The sequence below is a fragment of the Moorena sp. genome (assembly GCF_982860115.1).
In genome coordinates this window covers 1-22119 of the sequence record NZ_CEYLVT010000066.1, presented here as the reverse complement: position 1 = coordinate 22119, position 22119 = coordinate 1, and the positions used below count along the sequence as shown (strand labels likewise).

Sequence of the window (22119 nt, the reverse complement as noted above, 5' to 3'; positions counted from 1 at the left end):
GCAATTGGTTAAGAGCCGAGATCAGCACTACTCAATTTTTACCCTGTAGGAGCTCAGCCCCCCGCTCCCCCATAGACCGAGGTGACCAACACGAGCCCGTTGGAGTCACGATCCCCGGGATTATCCTTTGGATACACTACGTGAACGCATAATTTTCTTTGAGGGAGATTTTTATAATTCCTAATATTTTTTTGAATATTTTAATAAAATTTAATTTAGAATGAGTGTATAGGTTTTGAGAGTGGAATCAACATGGAACATCAGTACTAGTAGAAGAGGAGAGCAGATTAAGAGTGGAGCACATCACTGTCTTGATGCAAAGCGCGAGTGGGGGAAACCCCCGCATGAAGGCGCTGCATCGCTGACAAACCAGAATCAATGGTGTAAGGTGCGGCTATTGGGCAGTAGATTATGTGACGAAGTCGTATTATCATATAAGATGATGTAATGAATGGGCAAAAAGCCAACTGTAGCAATATCTCATTTGGGGTGCGAGAAAAATCGCATTGATACCGAACATATGCTGGGTCTGCTGGTACAGGCAGGATACCAGGTTGATGCCAATGAAGAATTAGCTGAGTATGTTATTGTAAATACCTGTAGTTTTATAGAACAAGCGCGGCGAGAATCAGTCCGCACGCTAGTAGAACTGGCTGAAGCTGATAAAAAAATAGTGATCACGGGCTGTATGGCTCAACACTTCCAAAGCCAACTATTGGAAGAGTTGCCAGAGGCAGTGGCAGTGGTGGGAACCGGAGACTACCATAAAATAGTAGATGTAATCCAAAGAGTAGAAACAGGCGATCGCGTTCAAGAGGTTTCTACTGAACCAACCTACATTGCTGACGAAACAACGCCACGCTACCGAACAACTTCTGAAGGGGTTGCTTACCTACGGGTGGCAGAAGGGTGTGATTACCGCTGTTCCTTCTGTATCATTCCGCACCTCCGGGGAAAGCAGCGATCGCGTACCATAGAATCCATTGTTGCGGAAGCTGAGCAGTTGGCATCTCAAGGGGTTCAAGAGCTGATTTTAATTTCCCAAATCACCACCAACTATGGTTTAGACATATACGGTGAACCGACACTGGCAGAACTGTTGAGAGCATTAGGTGAAGTAGACATCCCCTGGATTCGGATCCACTACGCCTATCCCACCGGTTTAACCCCATCCGTCATAAAAGCCATTCAGGAAACTCATAATGTTCTTCCTTATCTCGATTTGCCTCTACAGCACTCCCATCCAGAAATCCTCCGCTCCATGAACCGTCCTTGGCAGGGACGAGTAAATGACACTATCATCAAGCAACTCAAAACTGCACTTCCTGATGCAGTGTTGCGAACCACCTTTATTGTCGGGTTTCCCGGCGAAACAGAGCAGCACTTTGAACACTTGCTGGAATTTGTCCAGCATCATGAATTTGACCATGTTGGAGTGTTTACCTTTTCTGCGGAGGAGGGAACAGCAGCATACAAATTGCCTAATCAGTTGCCCCAAGGGGTGATGGATGCCAGACGGGATGCCCTGATGGCAGTTCAACAACCGATTTCCTTGAAAAAAAATCAAAACTGTCTGGGCAAGATAGTTGATGTTCTCATAGAACAAGAAAATCCCTTAACGGGTGAATTTATTGGTCGCAGTGCCAGGTTTGCCCCTGAGGTGGATGGATTGGTCTACGTTCAAGGTGATGCCTCTTTAGGAACCATAGTATCAGTAGAAATTACTGATTGTGATTTCTACGACTTGTATGGTTCTGTAGTACTACCTCCGTAAACAAGCCACAGGCTTTAACTAGGGGCTGGAATTAAAAACTCCACCACTAGGGGAAGTAATCTGGTCAATCCTGAACCAGAAATGATCCTTGGTCTTTTAGATTGCGGTGCGACCCCGGCGAGGTTTCCTCGCCAAGGGAACGCGCACCAAGACAATGGAGCTGTAGACAAGGTGTCTAGCCTTGTGAAAAGTCGGTGTCTGTCGCCCATAGTTCTGTCGCCCATAGTAATGGCAGACTAAACGGGAGACTAAACGGGAGACTAAACACTTAAAAGACCTGCTTAGGGGGTAAAAACTAGCTTAGCGGTGCATCAATTCAGCTTTGAGGGTTAAATTTGGGATGATTTACCCCACCCCAATCCAACGGGCAATACCTAGCTAGCGATGCAGAGGTACGACCCGTGGCGAATTAAATTCTTAACGCGGAAAGCGTACCATTACCGACCTGAGGGGGTTTAAGCTAAAGCGCGACTGCCTATGGGACAAGGTGCTACTTAGGAGTTGAGGCCTATCAACAGGTGCGACCCGTGGCGAATTTAATTCTTAACGCGGAAAGCGCACCTAACCAAATGGGTGGAAACTAAACCCCTTTCTACTCATGTAATCTCATCACAGGTTTGTTAAGGCAACAGCCATGGTGAGTAAAACCTGAAGGCTCACTGTCTTTATAGCCATCACAGTGTTTCCTCACACGTTCAACTACTAACTTTCTGACTTACCAGAAAAAAACCACAACTAACCAACGAAAAATCGAAAAATAACTTATGACCGTTTCTTTCCAAAGCCTGGGATTGTCTGAAGCTTGTGTAAGCCAACTCGAAAAAATCGGCTTCACTACACCTACTACTATCCAAGCCCAAGCTATTCCTGAACTGCTCAATGGCCATGATGTACTCGGTATGTCTCAAACCGGTACTGGCAAAACAGCAGCGTTTTCCCTACCAATGCTAGATCGCATTGACTTGGACAAGCGAACCGTACAAGCCTTAATTCTAACCCCAACCCGAGAGTTAGCCCAGCAAGTTAACCAAGCGATTCGGGACTTCAGTGAGGACCGTCGATTGCATATACTAACCGTCTGCGGTGGTCAGTCTATTGAGCGGCAAATTCGGATGCTGTACAAAGGCGCTCAGATTGTGGTAGGAACTCCCGGACGGGTGATTGACTTGCTAGACCGGGGAGACCTTAAGCTGGAAAACCTGAGCTGGGTGGTACTCGATGAAGCGGATGAAATGTTAAGCATGGGCTTTATCGATGATGTTAAGAAAATCCTGCAACAGACTCCCGAAGAGCGTCAGACTACTTGCTTCTCAGCAACTATGCCCCGGCCAATTCAGGACCTAGTCAGCAAGTTCCTGAAATCCCCCGTCACTGTTAAAGTTCAGCAATCGAAAGCAGCACCAGCGCGCATTGAACAGCGAGTTTACATGGTACCCCGTGGCTGCTCAAAAATCAGGGCTCTCCATCCGATTCTGGAACTGGAAGACCCAGAAGCTTCAATCATTTTTGTGCGAACACGAAAAGCTGCTGCTGAACTAACCAACCAATTACAAGCGGCTGGTCACAGTGTGGATGAGTACCACGGTGATTTGAGTCAGAGTCAGCGGGAGCGGTTATTGTATCGGTTCCGGAAAAATCAAGTGCGTTGGGTAGTAGCAACCGATATTGCTGCCCGTGGTCTAGATGTGGATCATCTGACCCATGTGATCAATTTTGACCTGCCAGATCAAGTAGAAAGCTATATTCACCGCATTGGTCGTACCGGTCGTGCTGGTAAGACAGGAACAGCGATTACCCTGATTCAACCTTTTGAACGCCGTAAACTCTACCAGATTGAGCGCAAGGTGCGGCAACGGTTGGAAGTTACCCGGATTCCGACGCGCTCACAAATTGAAGCCCGGCGCTTAGAAAGACTGCAGGCAGAGTTACGGGAAGCTTTATCAGGGGAACGGATGGCTTCTTTCTTGCCAGTTGTACGGGAATTGGAAGAAGAATATGATGCTCATGCGATCGCAGCGGCAGCATTGCAGTTGTTCTATGACAAAACTCAACCCCCCATTAGTGACGATATCGAAGAACGAATGGTGGAACGTCCCAAACTTCGCCTTAACACAGACAAACGCCATCGGTCAGAAAAACCAAGAAAGCCTGTGATTCAAAATCAGTCAAGATAAGATAGACAAAGATGAAGTGTAAAGGATGAAGGCGTATTGGATGAAGTAGCAAAATATACCAGTTGTTTCGTCAAGCAACAAAAATAAATGGAAGGATTGACAGATCATAACCTTCATGCTTCATACTTCATGCTTCATACTTCACACTTCACACTTGATACTTCACCCTTAATACTTCCCTAACCAAACGTGGCTTCAAGTCTGTCTGTTTCTGATTCCTCTACTGTGAGTGGTGGCATTTCTACTTCGCTCAACTGGCCTGGCTTAGTTGAGGCTTACCGTCCTTATTTGCCAGTCACTGACTCCACACCAGTGGTAACCTTACTCGAAGGTAATACTCCTCTAATTCCTGTCCCCACTATTGCCAAAATTATTGGCAGAGGAGTAAAGGTACTGGTGAAATATGATGGTCTCAATCCTACCGGTAGTTTTAAAGACCGGGGCATGACCATGGCGATTTCAAAAGCTAAGGAAGCAGGAGACCAGGCGGTAATCTGTGCTAGTACCGGAAATACCTCGGCATCAGCAGCAGCCTACGCTCGTCGGGGGGGAATGCGGGCATTTGTAATTGTTCCTGATGGTTATGTGGCTCTGGGGAAATTAGCCCAAGCGTTGGTATATGGAGCAACAGTAATCGCCATTAAGGGAAATTTTGATGACTGCTTGAAAATTGTCCAGGAAATGGCATCAAAGTATCCCGTGACCTTGGTCAATTCCCTCAATCCTTATCGCTTAGAAGGTCAAAAGACAGCTGCGTTTGAGATAGTGGACAACTTAGGTGATGCTCCTGATTGGCTGTGCATACCAGTGGGCAATGCTGGCAATATTTGTGCCTACTGGATGGGATTTTGCGAGTACCATCAGCAGGGGAAATGCGATCGCTTACCCCAAATGATGGGATTTCAAGCATCTGGAGCATCTCCGATTGTCGCTGGCAAAGTCCTAGAGCATCCCGAAACCATTGCAACCGCAATTCGGGTGGGCAACCCGGCTAGCTGGAAAAAAGCGATCGCAGCCCAAGAAGCTAGTAAAGGGGCATTTAATAGTGTTACCGATCAAGAAATTTTAGATGCCTATCGGTTATTGGCATCCCAAGAAGGAATTTTTTGTGAACCAGCGAGCGCTACATCAGTCGCTGGTTTGTTGAAAGTAAAAGACCAGGTACCCACAGGAGCAACCGTGGTTTGTGTACTGACAGGTAATGGTCTCAAAGATCCAGATACTGCAATCGCGCACAGCAACAACCCATTAACAGAAGGGATTGAGCCCACAACTGCTGCTGTGGCAAAGGTGATGGGGTTAAAGCCGAAAGAGGCTTAGGAATCCCTGGTAACGTCGGTTGTTAGGTTGAAGGTTAGTCGGTTGAAGGTTAGTCGGTTGAAGGTTTACGGGAGTTGTACCTGATCCACCACATGATGAATGCCATCTATGATTAACGAAGGCTGATCGAAATACATCAGATGACCGCTTTGCTCGGAAATAATCTGCTGACTACTTGAAGATAAAGTAGCAAGTTCGGCCTGGAGTTCTTGCCAGACGGCTCTTTGTTGTTGCATATAATCTGCTGTAAAGCCACGGGGTAACTGATCCACAGTGACGGGCTTTGCAGCTGTTAGCACCACTAACGGGCGATCGCCCAAAGAAGGCGTTGTTTGAGCCCGCTTTAGGTTTCGATGGAAGAGTTGTGCTTCAGCTTCCACAGTAACAGTCGATTGAGGGCCAAAGGCTTTGAGCTGGGGCAGCATTTCTGGGGGAATCCGTCTAACGTTGGGATTAGGAAAATGATGCAATAAGCGCAAGACTCCCATAGCGGCCAATTGCCTGTTCAGCCATGACTTGACCGGAGAGGGTTCGAGATTAACTGGGGCAGGAGGAAAACGTTCTTCCTGTTCTGGATGAGATGAATCCACCAATACCATGCCTACTACTTCATCAGGGTAAAGCTCTGCGAATACTCTAATATAAATACCACCCATGGATAGCCCTACTAACACATAGGGCGGCTTGATACCTGCCTGCTCCAAAGCCCTATGTAGGTCTTGAGCAATTTGGTCTGCTGTAGGAGGATGGGGGCTAGGTTCGCTCCACATTATGCCTGGGCGGTCGTAGGCGCAAACCCGCGTAAACTCCGCTACCTGAGGCTGTACTTTGCCCCAAGCCAGAGAGCCCATCGGCGCTAGCCCATCCTCTAAGATAACCGTTACATCCCCCTCACCCATGCAATGAAGGTGAAGTTTGCGCCCGCCCACATCTACCAATTGCCCTGGTGGTGGGTATTTAATGGGTAAGTAGATTCTTGACCAACGCTCATAGAGGAAAAGCCCTAGCAGTAGGATGCTCACTGCCAGCAGAACACCTAGGAAAATCCATTTAAGCCAAAATTTCATCAGACTAAACTGACCACGGAAACAGCAACTCTATCCCTGATTGGGATACTTTTCTAACACTACCGATGATACCGACTTTAGTAGGACTTATATGGCCTATATGGCTTCTAGCTCTGCTAGTATAATTATTCTAATATAATATTTTTAGGATACTATTGCTAGTATAACTTTTGCGATCGCAAACAGAGATAATGATGTGTTATGGTTTGCTGCGAATCGGGTGACGATTTCCTCTAGCTTGATTACATCTCATTTTCAAACACTATCGCCATCAAATTCCTTATGCAACTAGAAGAGTATTTCAACTTTTTGGCTCCTGATGACATTCGGATTAAAGGTCATCGGATTGGGATTGAAACGGTGTTGTACGAGTATTTATTTAAAGGGCGTACTGCTGAAGAAATTGCCAAAATTTACTCAACTCTGACCTTAGAACAGGTCTATGCCACAATTCTTTATTACCTACAGAACAAAGACACGGTTAGTCAATACATTGCTGACTGGCTAGAGTGGGGACATCAACAGCGTAAAGCTCAAGCTTTGAATCCTCATCCTGCTGTTGCTCGACTCCGGAAAATCAAAGCAGAAAGACAAGCCCAGTTGAAAGCCAATGGCACTGAAGTATCTAATGGATGAGAATGTTGACCCAGCTTACCCAACTCAAATCCGACGCAAATGCCCTGATTTAGTGATTCGCGCAGTTGGGGAAATCGGTACTCCGAGCCTCAGTACACTAGACCCGGAAATTCTGTTATGGTGCGAGGATTATAACTTTGTTTTGGTAACCAATAACCGTAGGTCTATGCCCGTACATTTAACTGACCACATTTCCCAAAGTCATCATGTCCCAGGAATTTTTATCTTAAACTCCAATTTCAGCATTGGTCAAAATATTGAAGAGTTAATTATAATTGCACAATGTTCTTATGAGCAGGAATATCAAGACCAAATTATTCACCTGCCGATAACTTGAATTAATTAATTATTCTGAGCAGAAGTCTCAGCAATACATTGCTCATTGTTCGTTTTAGAATCTTCATCATCAAGCCTGAGGGGGTAAGGAAATAAGCTAAAAGGCCTACTATATAAGCGACCTAGCTTTTAGACCTCGTTGATTATACAATCGTAGTCTTGATGCAGTTGCTCATGAGAGTCCCCCCATGAGCAAGCTAGCTCACTGGATCATCGCTGCATCCCTACTTCCTATAACCCAAGACTAAAGTCCCTGATCAAATTGAGAGCTGCTATATAAAGTGGGATAATCTAAGAGTCGAGTTCTCTCAAACCCAATTGGCAGTCGATTTAATCGACTTAATTCCTTATCAATGTGATTAATAAAGTACTTCATTTCTCTAGGATTGCCATCGATATCTTGACCTGTCACCAAGTAGCTAGTTACCTCATTCTCTAGAGATGCATAGTTCAGGTATAACTGTTTGTTATTAACAATACTGTCCTCATACCGGAATAATCCCGGAAGATTTCCAAACAGAATAGCTGATGCTGAAACCACTACGAAGATATTAATCACATAAGGGTGAGTACTATTCCAACCTGAACGAATAATAAAGAGTAAACAAATTCCTGCTACAATCGCTGTACCATAGGTCATTAACTTAGACATATAGTAATTGTTGTAGAAGAATGTCATCATTTTAAAATGTCTTTGGTCTCGCGCTTGGATTTCTTGGATTTGGTTACCAATTCTTTCTTGTTCAAGGGGAGCAGCATCAGCGATGGTCTCAGTATAGGCAACTGCTTCTCTTGGGGGCAACAACCACTTTTGAGTTTGGTAGTTACCTAAGGAATACAGAAAGATAACTCCTACAGTAATCAGTAAAACCAATACAGACGTTATGGCGATATGTCCAATCAGTGGCTTCGACCAAAATTTTGGCTGAGTTAAGCCTATTGGCTTAGTTTCCTGATTGTCCGTTTTCACAACGGTTTCAATGGTTTCATGATTATTAGTTGTTGTAGAATTTCCTTTATCGATGTCGATAGGTGAAGTTTTATTAAACTCTAACATTAGCTTGACCTCCAAGGGGCGGACATATGGTTTTTTATTGGGATTCGGTTTTTGATTCGGATATGGATTTAGTACCATCAACTTTAAAAGGGTATTCAATAAGTATTAAGTTGTCAATTTAAGGCAAAAGCAAAATGGTAATTAGCAATTAGCAATTAACAATTAATAATTAACTAATAATTAATCATTAATCACTAACGTAGAGGAAGCCGACCTGCCAAATTCTTCTGGGGCATAGTTGAGGTGTGCTTGGGCAGGGGGCCATAAATAGGTTCCTGGTGTAACTGAGCGCACCAGATAATGCAAATTATAGACACCAGCTTCTAATCGATCGGCATAAGCCACAATGCGATCGCGATGAATTTTCTGATAATCGATTTGCCAGCTATCCTGTTGAGCTTGGAAGTAAGGGGTAGCAGTTTGGAAACTAGTATCGACTGGTTCCAACCCAGCTGGTAAGGGATCTTCGATCACCACATGATCCACTGGATGATCGGTAATCACCTCAACGCCAATATCAAACACTTGTCCCGCTGGTACTGTTAATGGCTCTTTGAGAGCATACAGTCCAATCTTTCGCAACACGTTTTCCTGATTAGCCGGACGTATGGTCTTGTTTACTCGTAATCCATTAAACCGACCGGCTTGATCGCCTTGTAAGCGATAACGATAGCTAGTTAAGTAGTGTAGAGTCCCTGCACCAGATTTCTTGAGAATTAGGTCATGGCGACCTCGGGGTAACTTATCCATGGTTACCTGAATCGATTGACTAGGTTTCTGATACCCCTGGAACTGGGCTGAGCCAAGTTTTTTCCCTGCTAGTTGCACCGTTGCTCCAAAGCTGGGGGGTGTAGGCTGTAATCGACTATAGTCTACTAAGGCACTCAAGGCTTGGGCATTATCGTAGCTAGTTTGCCAAGTGCCGTCTCGCCGTAACTCTAATAACCCTTGTAATAGTTTACTGCGAACCTCTGCTGAGCTGTTTTGGGCAATAAATAGGCGCAAGGCTTGAGCTTGTGCAGTAGTAGAAGAATCCAGCCAACGCCAGCTTTGGGGTAAGTTGATCCGAGCTGAACGCCCAGTTTGATAGATGCTTTCCTGAAACTGATTGACTAGAGTTTGGGCTTGGCTCCGCCACTGAGGAAACTGTAATAAGTAACGGGCTAATTTAATCTGAGTGACCCGGTCGAAGTTACTGCTCTGTTCATAAAGGTATCCTAGGAAGTCACTGCGGGTCTGACCGAGTTCTGCTAACCCCATCAGTGCTTCTAATCGCACCTTACTCTTACACACTACGCTCTTGCAATAATCATACTGACCAGGATTTGCCAATATTTTCTGCAAGTAGTTCTGGAGACGGCTCACCATCCCAGCATCTACTGGTAATCCTGCTGCTTTAGCCCGAGCTAGAGCAGTAGCAGCATAGGGAGACACGAAGGGGTCTGAGGATTTTTGTCCGGGCCATCTGGCAAAGCCACCATCTGGTCGCTGGAGTTTCTGTAACTGTTTGATAGCCTCAGTGCTTTGTTGGCTAGGGTTAAACTCAGCAAAGGTCTGACCATATTGTTTGCCGAGTATTTCCAAATTGGATGCGATCGCTAATTTACTTGCTACCGGTTCTAAGAAGGGTAAGTCTTCGTTATCCAACACTTGCTTAGCCGGAGCAGTAATTTCAGGAATCAGAGTGCTAGCTAGGGAAATCTCTAACCCTCCCGCGTCAGCTACCACGTTACTAGCTATATTCACCGGGATTTTTACTTGATTCCTGGTTACTCCCGATTCCACCACTTGCTCAGTAATGTCAACGGGTTTAACAGCTAAAGGTACTTCAAACCCATCCTGATTACCATTGAGCTTAGTGGTAAACTTGACTTTAGCTTTATCCAAGTTATTGGCTACCATCGGAAAACGATAACCACTGGTTCCGGTCTTGACTGAAGTTTTTTGATTCAGCGTAGGCCCTTTACCATCATCAAACTGAACAGCACCGGTCAGTTGTCCATTAATCTGTAAATCTCCCGTTTGCCCAGTATTATTAATTAGCGATATACCAGCTTGAAAGCGATCGCCTGGACGAGCAAATTGAGGTAATACTGGATTAGCCATCAGCCGCTTGGTGGTCATAAAGGTAGCCTGGCCATTACCAAAGTGTAGGTTGCCATCCGTTGCTACTGCCATCACCCGCCAAGTGGTTAAGTTATCTGGTAGTTTAAAGGTTACCTTTGCTTTACCATTGGCATCTGTTACCAGTGAGCCATTGTAGTAGGCTAAGGGTTTGAATTCCGTGCGAATCCGAGTACTAGCTGCGCCAGAAGACTGTCCTCCACCATAGCCCCAGCCTTTGTCCATCATTCGCATCGCTAGCTTTTCTAGCACCACCTTAGGACGGTTATCACTGAAGCGAGTGGAAATATCTTGCTGAGCATACACGGTCTCTACTAAATCCGGTACTTGGTAGCCACTCAGTTGCAAGATAGCTTCATTGACAACCATGACGGTAAACTGTCCCTTTACCGGTTTACCCTTAGAATTTTGCAATGCTAATTCCACGGTTTGCTTAGCACCAGGTTCAATGGACTTAGACTGCAATGTCTCTGTTACCTTGAGATAGTTATCATCCAAGCTGGTATTAAACGGAACAAAACCGATCCGCACCAGATTTTCTACACTCCCCGGCTCAACTTGGGATAGGGGTTTCCCTTGGCGCACTACTACTGCTTCTACTGCTGCATTCGGTACCATCTCGGGAGTGACTTTGAACTTAATCTCTGGCGCACCCCCTTTAACTTTCACTACTTTGCGATAGAGGGTATTGTTGCGAACTACTGAAAAATACAATTCCCCTTCAGCATAGGGAGATTGAATCAAGGCTGTAGCTGTTTCCCCCGGCTTATAGCTATCCTTGTCTAGTTTGATATCCAGGCGAGAGTTATCATAGCGAGACCCCCAGTACACTGAGTTTCCACCGGTTGCCCAAATTTGTAAGTCTGTTGCTGCTAAGTCATTTTTAGCTTTAGCAAAGTTAGCGCGAATTCGATAAGAACCGGATGAGGGGGGAGTGAGCTTAATGGATTTCGGACTACTACCGGAACGGACAGTTACCTCTTTAACGGTTTTGTATTCTACCTGATTCTTTTCTCGCTGACTCCCTGCCAAGACCTGGGTGACACTGCTGTATTTCATTTCTTGCAGTTCCAGGCGCACTTGTTGTCCTTTGACCACTTTACCGGTGGGGTCAGTAACAATCACGTCTACAGGGAATGGTTTTCCGGCATCCGCCACCCAATCCCCTTTTAATCCAATTAGTTTATCGCTAGGTAAAGCTGTAAATGTTTTAGAATCGGATACCGACAGATTCGAGACATCGGTAACTTGGGAATCTACCCGGTAAGTCATGGGATAGGGCAGGTCTTTCGTCACCGGAATAGTTAGACTACTTTCCCCAGACTCACTTAAGGTTTGATTAGTTTGCAGGACATCACTGGTAACTTGCGGTCTTTCCTGGGGCCAAAACCACTGCTGACCAAAGGAAAACTCTTCCCATCCTTCTGGAGTAAAGTAGACGGGGGTTCGAGTGACGTAATAAGCCACCTTGCCCCCATCTACATTTGAACCAAACCAATAATTTCCTTGGACATTAGCGTCCACCTTCTCGCCCATGTTAGCAAATTTTTGAGCAAGGGTAAGGTCAACTTTAAAATTAGGAGGATTAAACTCAGCTACTCGGAAACCACCTGAGATTTTTTTGCCATTGCTTCCTCTGGCTTCAACGGTATAGAAACCTAGGGGTTGATTCTCTTTCAGGGGTAATTCTAGGGAGAAGGTACCAAATTCATTAGTTTTCTTAGTGCCTAAGTCTGTCTTCTTACCATTGGGTTCTACCAGCGTGACCTGATAAGATGCATTTTTGTCTTGGGTGAGCTTATCTTTTTCGAGATAATAGGCTGCTGCGGTGAACCAAGCCTTTTCTCCTGGTTGGTAAAGCTGTCTGTCTGAGAAAATAGTGCCTCGGGATTTGGGTTTGCCATTGTCCCAGTCTGAATAAATCCCGTAGCCATAATACCCACTATATTCATTGGTTCGAGTAAATGCCCAATCTTTGCCTTCTTTAGCTATTACCAGTAATTGCGGACCTTTATTAAAGCGCGTTGCCCCATTCATACATTGCCGTAGAGCTTTGCTATTTAGGGCAATGGTGCCAGTTCTGTCAGTTTTTGCGATCGCACAGGGTTTTGGTGTGCCTCGATAGGAAGCATTCAGCTCAGACTTATATATCTCTACCGTTGCTGCTGCTGGTGACCCATTGGACAGATGATTCACTTGCACCAAACCGGAATCAGGAAACCATTGCGCAAACACTCCCAAATTGGTCAGCTGCACCATGCCATAAAAGGTTGGTTCCCACCACTTTTCGTTTCCATTCCCATCCTGATAGCGATTGGCTTTCCCTTGCACCCCATAGGCCAACATTCCCGTTGGACCTCCTAGTCGTTTCCTCAGGGAAACCGTGATATTAGTGGTTTTATTTTTCTTTCCCGCTACCCGGAAACGCTCCCATTGAGTTGGCTTCGGTAATAAATCATTGCTCTTGCCACTGGGATAAGCGGAATCTTTATAGACCAAGTCAGTAGGTTGAACAATGCGATAAGCTGCTTTATACTCTGGTTGCGGTAAATTGACCGTAGAAATATTCAACTGTAGGGACTCGGAATTGCTTTTTAGGGTAGAGGGAAAGATATGCAAATCCGAGGGAGCCCAGATATCCCCTGCTAAATCCCCTGTTTCGTACTTAAAGGTTATTGGTTCACCCAAGGTTTGCCCAAATTGGTCACTGAGATTAGCACCGAGAGTAACGGTATAGGTAGTTTCTGGTTCTAATGCCCAAGGATTAAGGTTAACGAATCGATTGCCATCATAAGCTTGCACCAATTTGGGAGCTTCCTTGGGAGCAGGCTCAACTGTAATATTGTCCATGGCGGAAGAGGCCAGCAAACCATTATTAAATTCCAACCGAGCTGCCCCTTTCACAAACCGTCCATAAGCGCCTCCCGCCTCTGGTTGTCCGTAAAAGGTGATTTCCTGATAGGTCAAGGGGTCAAAGGTTTTGACTTGACTAACGAAAGGGGTTTCGGTGGCGATATTGCCGCGAGCGGGACGCACACCAGGGGCAAAGGCTAATTTGTAATCGGTAGCTTTAGTGAGGGGTTGCTTAGGGGTGATTGTATAAATCCATTGCCGCAACGAAGGGTTAAATTCCTGAGCGGGTTGCCTATACTCTGAGGAAACATCCTCTTGTTCCTTAAGGGCTACATCTAGCTTGACACTCTGAGTCTGACCTTTCGGTGTCATGGTCAAGTGCTCGTTTACTGAAGCGAGATCCAATTGAGTATTGGAGGTAAACTCTAACTTAGGTTCCAGGGCAATCGGTTCTGGTTCAGCCTCTGGATTCCTCTGAGTTGCTGGCAAATTGGTTAACTGGATCGGGGCAGTATTGAAGGTCCAGGCTAAGTCTTGTTCTAGGCTATGATTGTTTAGGTCAGCTAATCCTGCTTTGAGAGTAACTTGGACACGAGTGGCTAGAGGCAGAGCTTGGTCAGCTTGGAAGCCTACCATCCGTGGGGTTAAGAAACGAAATTGCCCAGGGATAGGGGGTATGATTTCAAATTTCTGTAATATTTCCCGCTGATTCGGACTTCCCAAGCGTTCAACGGGAATCAGAGGGTCTTTGAAGCGAATCCGAATCTGGGAAAGGGGCTCAGCCATGCCGATGGGACTAATTTGCTCAATCCACTCTGGGATTTGAGGCATCGGTAGGGGAGCAACTGCTGGTAAGGGTTGAAACCCTGAGGTTAGTTTAGCGCTATCACAGCTTATTATTCCTAGGATCAGAGATAATCCCAGTAATAACCCTATGGCTGTTTTAATTACCCTACCCATGGCGTGCCTAGATTTTCCTCTTAGAGCTTCCATTTTTGATTAAAGCTCAGATTTTTTAATTTGGCAGGATTGTGATAAGTTTCCTTAACTCATGAGGGTAGGGTGGTTGTTGCAGGCGCGTTATTTAATCAATGATTAAATAACGCCACTTTATTTAGGGCAGTGACTCACAAGCGATACCATCTTTATCACGGTCTAGCCGGTAGGGGTCGCCGGGAAAGCCATCAAGCACCTGTTGGGCTTCAGCTTGAGTACTGAAATCTGAACAATTGCAATCTGAATTCACGCAATCGGGAAATTCAGGTTCTGCAGCAACAGACGAGACAGGTGTTGTGTTACTAACTATCTTGGCAAAACGCACCTCAGATAAGCCAATCAGACTTGCCGGTCCATAGTTGGAGAGAACATCAATTCTGGCAAACTGAGCTTCCACATTAGGAAAAGAGAAGATACTAGCCGGAATCTTGGTTGCAGGTCCTTTAGGCAGAGTTAGGGTTGAAGATTCAAAAACTGGATTACTAAAATCGGCGTTGTTAGATAGAACTAAGTTAAAATCTTTGATACCCCGATTAGTTGCGGTTGTATTGAAAGCATTGTAATTCCAGAGGGCTAGTGTATTCAATACGACTGGGCTGCCAAAGTCAAAGTCAAAGTTGACATCAGCTGCTGTTGCACCATTTTTTAGACTAGCTGAGAGAAAGTTAGCTGGATTTCCTCCAGCTACGTGGATTTTATCCAGTTCCGTCCCGCTACCAGTCAGTCCATTGCCATTGAAAATGTTAACTACAGCTCCATAATTAGGGGTGAACAAGCCTTTATTTACGTTAACAAAAGCAGTGGGATGTAGGATTTCAACCTGAGAACCAGGGCTGGAGAGGTTAGGCTCTGTTTGGGCTAGGGCTATATCGGGGTAACTAGTCAGTGATGCTACTATCGGCAGCATCAACAGAACTGTCATCAAAAAAGATTGAAAGCTTCTCAGTAAATTTTTTTTCACTATTCTATGATTGAGATTACTTTCAAGACTTTACGTGAATTTGTCTAATTTATCAACCCAATTATATACTTCATGTGTAGTATATAAATACCACCTAATCCGTCATAAAATTACATATTTTATTTATAAATAATCATTGTTTCCTTGTTTGATTTGTGGTATCTGTCTTATTTATAGGGATTTAACTAGAGGGGAAAAGTAAAGTTCCCAGCAACTATCCCCTCTTTTAGAGGTTTTTTATTGGTTAACTACCGATAGTCCCAAACTAATCAATTCCTAAACTAATCGATTACCAAAAAACCATCAATCCCTCTCCCTATCCCTGACACCCGTTAAGCCATCCCTTGCCAACAACACCTTATAAAATTCCCCCAAGCCGAAAACCCCGTGTTTTTAAACCGGGGATGAAGGCTCGCCGTAGGCGACACTTCGTGAACGCAGCGGCTTTAGGCGCCGTGAGAAAAATATTCTTGAAAAATTCTGAATCTTAGTCTGAGTGTTGTAGAATAAAGTAAGAAACAGTTGAGGTCGAAACTGATGATCATTTTAGAGTTCAAGGCGTACGGCAAAAAACATCAATACTCCGCTATAGATGAGGCTATTCGGACAGTTCAATTCATCCGAAATAGCTGTCTGCGTTACTGGATGGACAACAAGGGGGTTAATAAGTTTGACCTCAATAAATACAGTGCTGTTCTCGCCAAAAACTTTCCTTTTGCTAATGAACTGAACTCTACTGCTCGCCAGTCTAGTGCTGAAAGAGCGTGGTCATCAATCTCCCGATTCTTTGATAACTGTAAGAAAAAAGTACCTGGAAAGAAAGGTTTTCCAAGATTCCAGAAAAACTGCCGCTCAGTAGAGTATAAGCAGTCTGGATGGAAGTTGTATCCCGAGAAAAAGTCGATAACGTTCAGGGACTTGAAGGGAATAGGGAAGCTCAAGCTCAAAGGTACATGGGATTTGTGGCGCTTTGACAAAAAACAGATCAAGCGAGTTCGGATAGTCCGTCGAGCTGATGGTTACTATGTCCAATTCTGCGTTTCAGTTGACATCAAAGAGGAATTAGATCCAACTGGCACAGTCGTAGGGCTAGATGTGGGATTAAAGGACTTCTACACTGACTCTGTTGGCCAGACTGAACCTAATCCCCGATTTTACAGAACAGGTGAAAAGCGCCTTAAGTTCTATCAGCGTAGAGTTTCTCGAAAAAAGAAAGGCTCTGCTAATCGTAGAAAAGCCATTAATAGACTGGGTAGGACGCATCTCAAGATAAGTAGGCAGCGCATAGAACATGCCAAGAGACTGGCACGTTGCGTAATCCGGTCTAACGACCTGGTTGCTTACGAAGACTTGAGAGTTAAAAACCTGGTCAAAAACCACTGTCTCGCTAAGTCTATTAATGATGCAGGTTGGTATCAATTTCGGGAATGGATGGAGCACTTTGGCACTAAATTTGGCAAGATAACTGTCGCGGTAAATCCTGCCTATACTAGTCAAAATTGTTCCAGTTGTGGCGAGGAAGTGAAAAAGTCCCTATCAACTAGAACTCACGCCTGCAAGTGTGGCTGTCAGTTAGATAGAGACCACAATGCCGCAATCAACATTCTTAAAAGAGCCTTAGGTACGACGGGGCACGTCGGAACCTGGATCTTAAAAGATCTGAACGCTTCGGGAGATTTGGCCTCTACTGTTCCTGGTTCCGGCCTGGTTGAGCAAGTCGAGTCGTTGAGCGAAGAATCCCCGCGTCTTTAGACCGGGGAGTGTCAATTCAAGTGTTGGGAGTAATCTTCAGAAGATTCAGGGTTCAGCTCCCAGCGGAGGTGGTCACGAACCTCTAACTTGTCCCGAGTTTGCACAGCTTCACCATCAACTGAAGAAATTCCCATGGACTCCAGTAAGTCTTCAGTTACATTTTGGTCAGGAGTGGGCGTTTCTCCTCCAACTGCTTCTTCACCCACTACTTCAGCCTGATACCAATTGTCATAAATATCGCCACCGGTCACATTGCCACCGGATAGTTTGCTAGTTCTCAACTTCTCCAAGGTGCGTCCTATCCCAGTGTCACGGTCAACTACACCCTCAAAAATTCGGTCAGGGTCTTCTATTCCACTCAGGTCTGCTAACAAGACTTCTTCTGTATTACGGTTGTCAGTATACCCTTCCTCTCGTTTCAGCATTTCATAAGAGTTGACTACATCGTTGTTGTAATCTTTCATAATCGTTACTCCTGATTAGTGTCATTGTTTGATTCATAAATAATCTCCTTCTACTTAAATTGTACTGCTAAAATAATTAAAATTCACAAGCACTATCCTCATCACCATCACTCCCTTCACCCCAGCATTATAAGGAATATAACGCTCTGGTATCAGTTAGTAAAATAATTAAATATTACTCAATAAATTGTAAACTTATCGCTGCTTACGGCTTAGCTACAATCGTGGCAACCTAGAAATTATGGATCCTTACCCTGAACATGAACTTTATAAAAAAGTGATGGATCAATTTGTTTAAACCCTAGCTGAAGAATTGAAACTTAGGATTTATCCTTTAGGGTCAACTACCTTTAGACTAATTACCAGTTATGTAAGTTATGCGATCGCTCTTTTTTAATACAGATAAATTATCAGACTAATTACCAGTTATGTAAGTTATGCGATCGCTCTTTTTTAATACACATAACTGGTAATGTTTCAAGAACTAATTTCAGAGGGTTCACCTGGAAAATTCTAAAAAATTGCTCCTCTTTGAATTAGCTCAAGCTTGGTGGATTCATCAATTCCTACAATATATGCGAATCGGGCATTTTTCACGTCAGCATCACTAAGGTTAGCAGCAAACAGATCCGCACCAGTGAGGTTGGCATCACTCAGGTCTGCACCAGTGAAGTTGACTCCACTGAGGCAGGCACGACTCAGGTTAGCTCCACTGAGCTTGGCACCAAAAAGGCTGTAACGACTGAGGTAGGCACGACTGAGGTTGGCTCCACTGAGGTCGGCATCACTGAGGTTTGCACCACTCACCCTGGCATCACTGAGGTAGGCACCCCGGAGGTTAGCACCCCGGAGGTTGGCACTAAACAGCTCGGCACCCCTGAGGTTGGTACCCCCCAGGTCGGCACCACTGAGGTTAGCATTTTTCAGGTTGACACGAATTAGGTTGGCACCACTGAGGTTGGCACCACTGAGGTTGACACCACTGAGGTTGAGATTACTGAGGTTAGCACCACTGAGGTTGGCATTACTGAAGTTAGCACCACTGAGGTTGGCATTACTGAGGTTGGCTCCAATCAGGTTGGCTCCAATCAGGTTAACACCAATCAGGTTGGCTCCACTAAGATTGGCACGAATCAGGTTGGCACGAATCAAGTTGACACCACAGAGGTTAGCATCACTTAGGTTGGGGCGAATCAAGTTAGCACGAATTAGGTCGGCACCACTGAGGTCGGCACCACTCAAGTCCGCATCACTGAGGTCGGTACCACTCAAGTCCGCATCACTGAGGTCGGTACCACTGAGGTCGGCACGAATCAGGTTAGCACCACTGAGTTTGGTATCACTGAGGTCGGTATCACTGAGGTCGGCACCCCTCAAGTCTCGACCCACAGCTCCACTAGTGGCAATCTCTGCCACTAGACGCCATTTATGATCAAGCTTGCTATTGTCTTCATCATCTGACCTTTTGTTCAAAATTTGAATCTCTTGAATAGGAAAACCGCTTAATTCTTTTAGGTCTTCTGATTTTATCTGAGCTTCAAGCCGTTCGATAGCTTCTTGAGACCCCTCTAAGATTAAGCGGCTTGGTTTAATATCAATAATGTTGATCGTGTATCCTGAAGATTCTTCTAAAATAGATTCAATCAGTTGTGAAGGTTTAACTGAATTAATATCTCCTTCTAAAACCAGAACAGCTTTAATTGCTTGACTTTGTCTCTGGATTACAGTCTCTTGGTCGCTAAAAGGTTGACTTGGCTCTACACCTTCCATCGGCTCTGAGCTACTGCCATCATTTTTGTGTAGTTGTTCTGATGATTTTTCTTCTGCTATTCCGGCAATTTCTTTCCAATCTAAATTCAATCCCTCGCATATCCGTTTAAATAAATCAAGCTGAATGGGCTCTGACTTAAAAAATTTGGTCACTGTATAGCGACTTATCCCTTGTGACTTAGGAAAGTTATTTTTTAACTCAAACCCTAGCTTATCTAAAGCATTTTTCGCTGTTTCAATACCTTTGGAAGAGGCGGCAATAGTTAGTTTTTTAGTTTTATTACCCTGGCTAAACTCTGTCATAGTCTTACTGATTTAGCATAACTATAGCATCAGAAGTTTTGAACAGAGAATAGGCAATAAGGAATAGGTAACAGGGAATAGGGAATAGGGAATAGGGAACAGGGAACAACCAATAGTAAAATAATTCTATGTACCTCATGAGTCCTATAAACGCTATAAATTAAATTATTATTACATAGTTTACCTGCTCCAATCCTTTTTTTACTATCTCTAAACCCTCCAAATAAAAACTTATAAAAACCCTTGACAAATATTTTTATAATCATTACAATAATCATTATAAACTCACAAGGATTTCAAGTTTCGACTTATGTCAAAATACTCTAACCAAAACCTCAAAAAACAACCTGTTGAGCACACTCTCAAAGGTCCTCGTCAAGCCGTAATCCATAGTATGCAAAGGTTTTATTCCCTGGGCTATGGGGAGATTGCCGACTGGAGCCCTTTGGAACCTACTGAAACTCCAGGGGAAGTGAGGACAACCATGATGAAGTATTGGCTGTTGCCATAACACCTTAATTTCTGGGGGGGCTTCCCCCAGAGCCTTGGCTCCGGTCTGGTCCGGTAGGGTGGCCGAAAGACCAAGGTAAATCAAAGAAGATCACATCAGTTTCGGTTTGGGAACTCAGTGACATAAGTCATTTAAATAGCCGTGGATAGTATTTCTACGGCTATTTTTTTTGGTCAACTCGCCCCTAACGCAGCCTACTGGCGTGGCACACCTAAAAATGTTTGTTGGGTTGAGCGGTAGGGAAACCCAACAAAGCGTTACTGGTGTTGGGTTTCATTCTTCAACCCAACCTACGCTTATTGCACCATTTTAAATGTGTCGGTCCACTACCGCACTTTTTTACAAATATGAGATGCACCCACGCGAACAACCTTATACCTTTAACCTTGGCCAAAAGGCCACGCTACACGAACAATCTGTAACCTTAAACCTTAAACCTGCAACCTTAAACCTGCAACCTTAAACCTTAAACCTTCAACCTTAAACCTTAAACCTTCAACCTTAAAGCTTAAATCTTACTAACCTTAAATAATCAAATATTTACCAATTTGGCATAACAAAACCAGCTGATGCCCTTAAACTACAATTAGTGCAAATATAGCCTTGATCATAGTTATGAGGTACAGTAAATTTTATTACCCCGTCAGCATTACAGTTTTTTCCATTCCCAAAAATACCTATATACTTTATTACCTCTTGCCTCTTGCCTCTTGCCTCTTGCCTCTTGCCTTTCCCTACTCAAAGGCAAATGCTATAGCTAATAGATCAAAACTGCTGGCTAACTGATGAATGATTCCAAAAACGCCATCGATATATTTGCAGGGGCAGGTGGCCTTTCTCTGGGTTTCCATATGGCTGGGTGGCAGATCACCACAGCAATAGAAATTGATAAGTCTGCTGTTTCTACTTATCGAGAAAACTTTCCTAGCACTAATGTTATTCGCTCCGATGTTAGAGCCTTAGACTTTACTAAATTTCAAGGGATTGACTTAGTATTAGGGTCACCGCCTTGTCAACCTTTCTCTGTCCTAAACAAATACCCAAGTAAACAGTTATCTGGATCCAACCCTAAGGATTTAGTTCCAGAATTTATCCGAGCAGTTAGGGAGATTCGACCCAAGGCATTTTTAATGGAAACTATGCGTGGGTTGCAAAGCTCTAAAAATTTTAACTATTATCAATGGATTATTCAGCAGTTTAAAGCCCTGGATTATTCAGTTTATGTAGACCTTTTAGAAGCAGCATCCTATGGAATTCCTCAGTATCGTGAACGTCTATTTTTGGTCGGTTTAGCCACAAAAACGGATTTTACGTTTCCCCTGAAAACCCATGGTTTAGGGACATCTAATCTCTATATTTCATCAGGTTCAGCCTTAACTGATGTTCCAGACTATGAACCGAATAGCACTAACGTTTCCTATGCCAATAAACCCGTTCTTCGTCCTACCCCTTGGACAGGAACCCTAGTTAAGGGTGGGGGAAAACCCATCAATTTCGATGCACCAAGTCCTACCATTACCGCTACTATGGGAGGTTACCGCACCCACATTATTGACCCTGAAGGTGTGTTACTGGTGTATCACCGTGATTTAATGAATGGGGGAAAGCCGAGATCAGGAACAATTGAAGGAGTAAGACGGCTGACGGTACGGGAATCAGCTAGACTCCAATCCTTTCCTGATCATTTTGTATTCAAAGGTTCTAAAACATCACGATACAGACAGGTCGGTAATGCTGTACCACCACGGTTAGCCAAAGCAGTTGGAGAAGCAATCCATCAAGCCATTTTCCCCTCTGAGCTATCAACGACAAAAGACTTTCAATCCTATTTTGATCAGCTTTGCGACACATTGCATCTGCGGCTTTAGGGGAGAAGAGTGTGGGAGATAGGGAGATGGGGAGATGGGGAGATGGGGAGATGGGGAGATGGGAACCCACCCCTAACCCCTCCCAGGAGGGGAATGTGGGGAGATAGGGAGATGGGGAGATGGGGAGATGGGAACCCACCCCTAACCCCTCCC

At 44.5% G+C, this 22119-nt stretch carries 14 protein-coding genes and 1 pseudogene; 9 read left to right on the top strand and 6 right to left on the bottom strand.

The features are described from left to right. The first annotated feature begins 451 nt into the window (after positions 1-451). The 3 genes from rimO (at position 452) to thrC (ending at position 5268) form a co-directional block, all read left to right on the top strand. Positions 452-1774: a 30S ribosomal protein S12 methylthiotransferase RimO gene (gene rimO / locus AC4II3_RS13515; RefSeq protein WP_488009867.1), complete on the top strand. Its 1323-nt coding sequence runs from the start codon at positions 452-454 to the stop codon at positions 1772-1774. A 764-nt stretch (positions 1775-2538) separates the two neighbouring features. Continuing rightward, on the top strand, positions 2539-3948 hold the full coding sequence (locus tag AC4II3_RS13510) for a DEAD/DEAH box helicase (RefSeq protein WP_293046746.1): 1410 nt from the start codon (positions 2539-2541) through the stop codon (positions 3946-3948). A gap of 201 nt (positions 3949-4149) precedes the next feature. Further along, on the top strand, positions 4150-5268 hold the full coding sequence (thrC, locus tag AC4II3_RS13505; protein WP_488009889.1) for a threonine synthase: 1119 nt from the start codon (positions 4150-4152) through the stop codon (positions 5266-5268). Between the two features lie 65 nt (positions 5269-5333). On the opposite strand, the gene AC4II3_RS13500 is transcribed toward thrC, so the two are convergent. After that, positions 5334-6335 carry an alpha/beta fold hydrolase gene (locus tag AC4II3_RS13500; RefSeq protein ID WP_488009869.1) on the bottom strand — a complete coding sequence of 334 codons (1002 nt, stop codon included), beginning with the start codon at positions 6333-6335 and terminating at the stop codon, positions 5334-5336. Between the two features lie 282 nt (positions 6336-6617). Between AC4II3_RS13500 and AC4II3_RS13495 the strand changes: the two genes are divergently transcribed. Then, positions 6618-6971, top strand: a complete 354-nt coding sequence (locus AC4II3_RS13495; protein WP_488009871.1) for a DUF433 domain-containing protein — start codon at positions 6618-6620, stop codon at positions 6969-6971. Next, positions 6946-7308 (top strand): DUF5615 family PIN-like protein, encoded by a 363-nt coding sequence (locus AC4II3_RS13490; protein WP_488009873.1) that lies wholly within the window; start codon positions 6946-6948, stop codon positions 7306-7308. The genes AC4II3_RS13495 and AC4II3_RS13490 overlap by 26 nt, the downstream gene beginning before the upstream one ends. Before the next feature lie 243 nt (positions 7309-7551). Here AC4II3_RS13490 and AC4II3_RS13485 read toward each other — a convergent pair whose 3' ends face one another. The 3 genes from AC4II3_RS13485 to AC4II3_RS13475 all read right to left on the bottom strand — a co-directional run bounded on the left by AC4II3_RS13485 (position 7552) and on the right by AC4II3_RS13475 (position 15259). After that, complete coding sequence (locus tag AC4II3_RS13485; RefSeq protein ID WP_488009875.1) at positions 7552-8364, bottom strand: hypothetical protein; 813 nt, start codon at positions 8362-8364, stop codon at positions 7552-7554. A 180-nt stretch (positions 8365-8544) separates the two neighbouring features. After that, on the bottom strand, positions 8545-14301 hold the full coding sequence (locus AC4II3_RS13480) for an alpha-2-macroglobulin family protein (protein WP_488009891.1): 5757 nt from the start codon (positions 14299-14301) through the stop codon (positions 8545-8547). Positions 14302-14455: 154 nt separating this feature from the next. Then, positions 14456-15259, bottom strand: coding sequence for an excalibur calcium-binding domain-containing protein (locus AC4II3_RS13475; protein WP_488009877.1), 804 nt, complete (start codon positions 15257-15259; stop codon positions 14456-14458). Positions 15260-15835: 576 nt separating this feature from the next. On the opposite strand from AC4II3_RS13475, the gene AC4II3_RS13470 reads away from it, so the two are divergent. Then, entirely contained in the window at positions 15836-17050 is a 1215-nt protein-coding gene (locus AC4II3_RS13470; RefSeq protein WP_488009879.1) for an RNA-guided endonuclease InsQ/TnpB family protein, read from the top strand. Between the two features lie 11 nt (positions 17051-17061). Here the strand turns inward: AC4II3_RS13470 and AC4II3_RS13465 are convergent, their stop codons facing one another. Beyond that, a complete protein-coding gene (locus tag AC4II3_RS13465) occupies positions 17062-17514 on the bottom strand; it encodes a DUF6335 family protein (RefSeq protein WP_488009881.1) in 453 nt (150 codons plus the stop codon). 199 nt (positions 17515-17713) lie between these two features. Between AC4II3_RS13465 and AC4II3_RS13460 the strand changes: the two are divergent. Next, positions 17714-17809: pseudogene (locus tag AC4II3_RS13460) on the top strand (Uma2 family endonuclease); the annotation flags it as partial. A gap of 218 nt (positions 17810-18027) precedes the next feature. Here AC4II3_RS13460 and AC4II3_RS13455 read toward each other — a convergent pair. After that, positions 18028-19587, bottom strand: coding sequence for a pentapeptide repeat-containing protein (locus tag AC4II3_RS13455; RefSeq protein WP_488009883.1), 1560 nt, complete (start codon positions 19585-19587; stop codon positions 18028-18030). A 310-nt stretch (positions 19588-19897) separates the two neighbouring features. Here AC4II3_RS13455 and AC4II3_RS13450 point away from each other — a divergent pair, with 310 nt between their 5' ends. Both AC4II3_RS13450 and AC4II3_RS13445 read left to right on the top strand, forming a co-directional pair. Then, positions 19898-20098: a hypothetical protein gene (locus AC4II3_RS13450; protein WP_293031374.1), complete on the top strand. Its 201-nt coding sequence runs from the start codon at positions 19898-19900 to the stop codon at positions 20096-20098. A 785-nt stretch (positions 20099-20883) separates the two neighbouring features. Next, a complete protein-coding gene (locus AC4II3_RS13445) occupies positions 20884-21966 on the top strand; it encodes a DNA cytosine methyltransferase (protein WP_488009887.1) in 1083 nt (360 codons plus the stop codon). Positions 21967-22119 lie beyond the last annotated feature (153 nt).

Coding starts and splice junctions, on each gene's coding strand:
- AC4II3_RS13455 (WP_488009883.1), bottom strand. CDS start 19,587: ATGACAGAGTTTAGCCAGGGTAATAAAACTAAAAAACTAACTATTGCC.
- AC4II3_RS13490 (WP_488009873.1), top strand. CDS start 6,946: ATGGCACTGAAGTATCTAATGGATGAGAATGTTGACCCAGCTTACCCA.
- AC4II3_RS13485 (WP_488009875.1), bottom strand. CDS start 8,364: ATGTTAGAGTTTAATAAAACTTCACCTATCGACATCGATAAAGGAAAT.
- AC4II3_RS13495 (WP_488009871.1), top strand. CDS start 6,618: ATGCAACTAGAAGAGTATTTCAACTTTTTGGCTCCTGATGACATTCGG.
- AC4II3_RS13450 (WP_293031374.1), top strand. CDS start 19,898: ATGTCAAAATACTCTAACCAAAACCTCAAAAAACAACCTGTTGAGCAC.
- AC4II3_RS13500 (WP_488009869.1), bottom strand. CDS start 6,335: ATGAAATTTTGGCTTAAATGGATTTTCCTAGGTGTTCTGCTGGCAGTG.
- rimO (WP_488009867.1), top strand. CDS start 452: ATGGGCAAAAAGCCAACTGTAGCAATATCTCATTTGGGGTGCGAGAAA.
- AC4II3_RS13475 (WP_488009877.1), bottom strand. CDS start 15,259: ATGACAGTTCTGTTGATGCTGCCGATAGTAGCATCACTGACTAGTTAC.
- AC4II3_RS13510 (WP_293046746.1), top strand. CDS start 2,539: ATGACCGTTTCTTTCCAAAGCCTGGGATTGTCTGAAGCTTGTGTAAGC.
- AC4II3_RS13470 (WP_488009879.1), top strand. CDS start 15,836: ATGATCATTTTAGAGTTCAAGGCGTACGGCAAAAAACATCAATACTCC.
- AC4II3_RS13465 (WP_488009881.1), bottom strand. CDS start 17,514: ATGAAAGATTACAACAACGATGTAGTCAACTCTTATGAAATGCTGAAA.
- AC4II3_RS13480 (WP_488009891.1), bottom strand. CDS start 14,301: ATGGGTAGGGTAATTAAAACAGCCATAGGGTTATTACTGGGATTATCT.
- AC4II3_RS13445 (WP_488009887.1), top strand. CDS start 20,884: ATGAATGATTCCAAAAACGCCATCGATATATTTGCAGGGGCAGGTGGC.